The organism is Nitrososphaera sp. AFS, assembly GCF_009898475.1.
GTDB lineage: Archaea > Thermoproteota > Nitrososphaeria > Nitrososphaerales > Nitrososphaeraceae > Nitrosopolaris.
In genome coordinates this window covers 674-4,218 of record NZ_QURE01000101.1, presented here as the reverse complement: position 1 = coordinate 4,218, position 3,545 = coordinate 674, and the positions used below count along the sequence as shown (strand labels likewise).

Genomic DNA, 3,545 nt, shown 5'->3' with positions numbered 1-3,545 from the left:
AGAATTCTAATTGAACAAATATGGCACTCTAACTTGAAAGTTGATAGTTTCATCCTTATACTAATGATAACGATAACTTTATCTGCAATTGACATATACCTCTCCGGTCAATGGTTAACACTTATTTTCCTGAGAAAGGTTCAGTTCACACAATTGAAAAACAGACTAGGCAATCAGTTTGGAAAAGAGTTACCATTTTGGGCATAGTTTTAGTTGTTGCACTAAGTCTCACCACAGTTTTACTAGGGCCCTTGATACCTCCTAAATTTTTGCTGTATGCTCAGATAGCACAATTTGCTTTGATAGGTTATATCGTAATGGAGGTGATTAGCAATTCCGCTTTCAAACTAGCCATGGCTGCGCGTCAATCTAACTTGACTGCAAAATCGATAAAAAGTCTTATTAGAATACTTGGTTCCTTAATAATTACCGCTGTTATAATATCATATCTCAGCCAAAATCCAACGTTAGCAGCGGCAATTGGAACTATAACTGGAGTAGTAATAGGTTTTGCTGCACAAAATGTGATTGGTAATTTGATTGCAGGTATGTATCTGATAATAACTAGACCATTTCAAATAGAGGACAGGATTACAGTCCTTGGAAATAGTGGCAGAGTATCGGACGTTGGATTGTTGTATTCAGGACTGCACATGGACAGCGGTGATTCAGTACTCGTCCCTAATACATTGTTGATAACAACTTCCATAGTACTTAAAGGCCCAGAAACTCCAAGAGTGCCTGCGCCATTTTACATCTGGTAAGTGAAATTGTAAATATTAGTATTTCTGTTAAAGTCTTAGCCTTGGCTATGATAATTTATTAAGCTTCAATCTGTATAGTTACTTTATGAGGTTCAAAAATGAACAGACTTTTAACAAATTTGTGCTTTCAAAAAAAGAAGATTCATTTCATGATCGTTATGAACTAGCACTCCAGAATGTCAAAAGTGAATTCGGCAATGTGTATCCGCTGATTATTGGTGGAAAGAAAATAATGACACAAACCACATTTGCTCTACACTCACCTATTGATACTCGGATAACCTTAGGATATTTCTCACGAGCGACATCCGAAGACACAATAAACGCCATTAATGCGGCCAAAGATTCGTTCGAAATCTGGCGAAAATACGATTACAAAAGACGAATAAAAATATGTGCAGATGCCGCAGAGAGGTTACGTCGGAGTAAGTTCGAGATTGCAGCATGGTTATCATATGAAAATGGTAAGAATAGATATGAAGCAATGGCCGATGTTGATGAAGCTATTGATTTTATTAGATATTACTGTGCGAGTATGGAGACCAATAGGGGATTTTCAACACCAATGAAGAGTGCGCACAACGGGGAGACTAGTATAAGTGTTATGAAGCCATATGGAGTATGGGCTGTAATAGCCCCATTTAATTTTCCAGCAGCAATATTGGTAGGGATGAGTATCGGGGCCCTTATTACTGGAAATACAGTAATAATAAAACCTGCAAGTACAGCTCCAACTTCCGGATACAAATTTGTGGAAATTATGCTTGATGTGGGATTGCCCGATGGTATGATAAATTTTATTACAGGTCCAGGTACAGAATTTGGCCGAAATATATCTCGAAATGAACACGTGGCAGGAATAGCATTCACTGGTTCAGTGAAAGCAGGGCATGAAATCCTTAGGAGATTCAACAGAATTATCGTAAGGCCGGCTATCACAGAATTGGGAGGAAAAAATCCAGCAATAGTTACCGAAAGCGCAGATCTAGGACAAGCTGCTTATGGAATAACCAATGCTGCATTTGGATATGCTGGACAGAAGTGTAGTGCCTGTTCGATCGCATATGTGCAGAAAAAGATCAAACGCCAATTCGTTGAGGAACTTGTGAATAGAAATAATCAGTTAAAAGTCGGAAATCCTCTTGAGCGCAATACCTTTGTTGGTCCTCTGATAAGCATGGATGCTTATAAAAATTATCGGACCTATGTTAGACTAGCTTCTAGAGATGGGAGGATACTGATGGGAGGCCGCGTTTGTAAGAATGGTGAGTTGAGACACGGGTTTTATGTTGAGCCTACGATCATAGAGGGATTACTTGGAGATCATTGGTTGCTGGCAAATGAACTTTTTGTGCCTATATTGTGTCTGATAGAATATGATAATATCAAAGATGCCATCAGATCATGTAATCGTTCCAAGTATGGATTGACAGCGGGAATCTACTCCAAGAACAAAGAAGAGATTGAGAAATTTATCGAAGGTATCGAGTCAGGTGTAATTTATGTTAATCGGGCCGGAAGCGCAACTACAGGAGCGATGGTTGGCTGTCAATCATTTGTTGGTTGGAAGAAGTCTGGTACAACAGGCTTAGGCTCAGGAGGACCATACTATTTAACTCAGTTCATGCACGAACAAAGCCAAACTATGGGTAGCATACGAAGTACCTAGGAGAGTTTATTGGACAACAATATTCTAGACATTATCAAGAATAAAACAGCTTATCCAGATTTTTCTTCATTCAATATCTTCAACTGAAAATGTATTAAGATGTTAAATGATAAGTTGGGGTATTGTAAATACACCTACAAGAGAACCAAAGAACGTGCCAACAAGAACAAGTTTCTCTTTCTTTCTCTCAATCTTCTAATTGAATATGAAAGCCATTCATCACCATATGGTACGTATTCTGCTACTATAAATCCCTGACCGACTAAACTTCTCTTTAAGTCGTCGCGAATTCCCTTTAAGAATTCAAATTCAAAGTTGTTTTTAGGAAATCCTGAAACTCTCGATAGCCGAATCGCATAGTCAACTAAATAAGAATCATGTGTTGCAATGGCAAACTTAATGTCACCGTTATTGACCTTAGTAATTGTGTGACTGCTATTAAATATTATATCCAACAATTTTGTATAATTTGCTTTGACTTCAATGGGGGATGTAAAGGCAATTTGTTCATTCTCATGATATGCACCCTTTACTAGTCTTACTATACCGCCTACTTCAATTAGATGTAAAAGATCACTCGCGCTACGCCTAAGTGCAGACTGGAGAACAACTCCAATTCCTCTATGACAGCGAAGCATCTCAAAGTAGATCATTAATGTAACATCCGTGTACTTGGAAGACTCCATATCGATCCAAACAAATTTCTCGAATTCTTTTGCCCTTCGGACAAGAGATTTCAAATTCTTCAAACAAAGGTCATGACTAATGGATAGTCCAAGCTGTGACAGCTTGACAGAAATGGAACCTTCGACTTTCTCCAAATATAATCTTCCAAGTAAATTAGAATATTCCTCCATCACTTGATTTATTTTGTTTTCCTCAGTATACTCCTCACCGAGGCGATTCAATATCACCCTTTGTCCTCTCAAATTGCAGTTTTTGGCAGCCACGATAGCATCCTCCATACTACTACCTGCAGCCCATCTTTTGACTAAACTCATAAGTAGTCGTTCCATGAGCATATGATTATGGCTGTATGGGTGACTAGACAGAATGCCTGAATTCATCTACTTACACGTAATTATTGAGGCTTCAAGATATATTTCTGTATC

3 protein-coding genes are annotated in these 3,545 nt (G+C 38.3%); 2 read left to right on the top strand and 1 reads right to left on the bottom strand.

Annotation, left to right across the window (positions count from 1 at the left end; genetic code table 11):
• The first annotated feature begins 110 nt into the window (after window positions 1-110).
• Together DYY65_RS09620 and DYY65_RS09615 are read left to right on the top strand one after the other, a co-directional pair.
• Window positions 111-764, top strand: coding sequence for a mechanosensitive ion channel family protein (locus DYY65_RS09620; RefSeq protein WP_162477747.1), 654 nt, complete (start codon window positions 111-113; stop codon window positions 762-764).
• A gap of 85 nt (window positions 765-849) precedes the next feature.
• The gene (locus tag DYY65_RS09615) at window positions 850-2,433 is read left to right on the top strand and encodes an aldehyde dehydrogenase family protein (protein ID WP_162477746.1); all 1,584 of its coding nucleotides are present in this window, start codon (window positions 850-852) and stop codon (window positions 2,431-2,433) included.
• Window positions 2,434-2,567: 134 nt separating this feature from the next.
• On the opposite strand, the gene DYY65_RS09610 is transcribed toward DYY65_RS09615, so the two are convergent.
• On the bottom strand, window positions 2,568-3,434 hold the full coding sequence (locus DYY65_RS09610) for a proline dehydrogenase family protein (protein WP_162477745.1): 867 nt from the start codon (window positions 3,432-3,434) through the stop codon (window positions 2,568-2,570).
• Window positions 3,435-3,545 lie beyond the last annotated feature (111 nt).

Coding starts and splice junctions, on each gene's coding strand:
- DYY65_RS09620 (WP_162477747.1), top strand. CDS start 111: ATGGTTAACACTTATTTTCCTGAGAAAGGTTCAGTTCACACAATTGAA.
- DYY65_RS09615 (WP_162477746.1), top strand. CDS start 850: ATGAGGTTCAAAAATGAACAGACTTTTAACAAATTTGTGCTTTCAAAA.
- DYY65_RS09610 (WP_162477745.1), bottom strand. CDS start 3,434: ATGAGTTTAGTCAAAAGATGGGCTGCAGGTAGTAGTATGGAGGATGCT.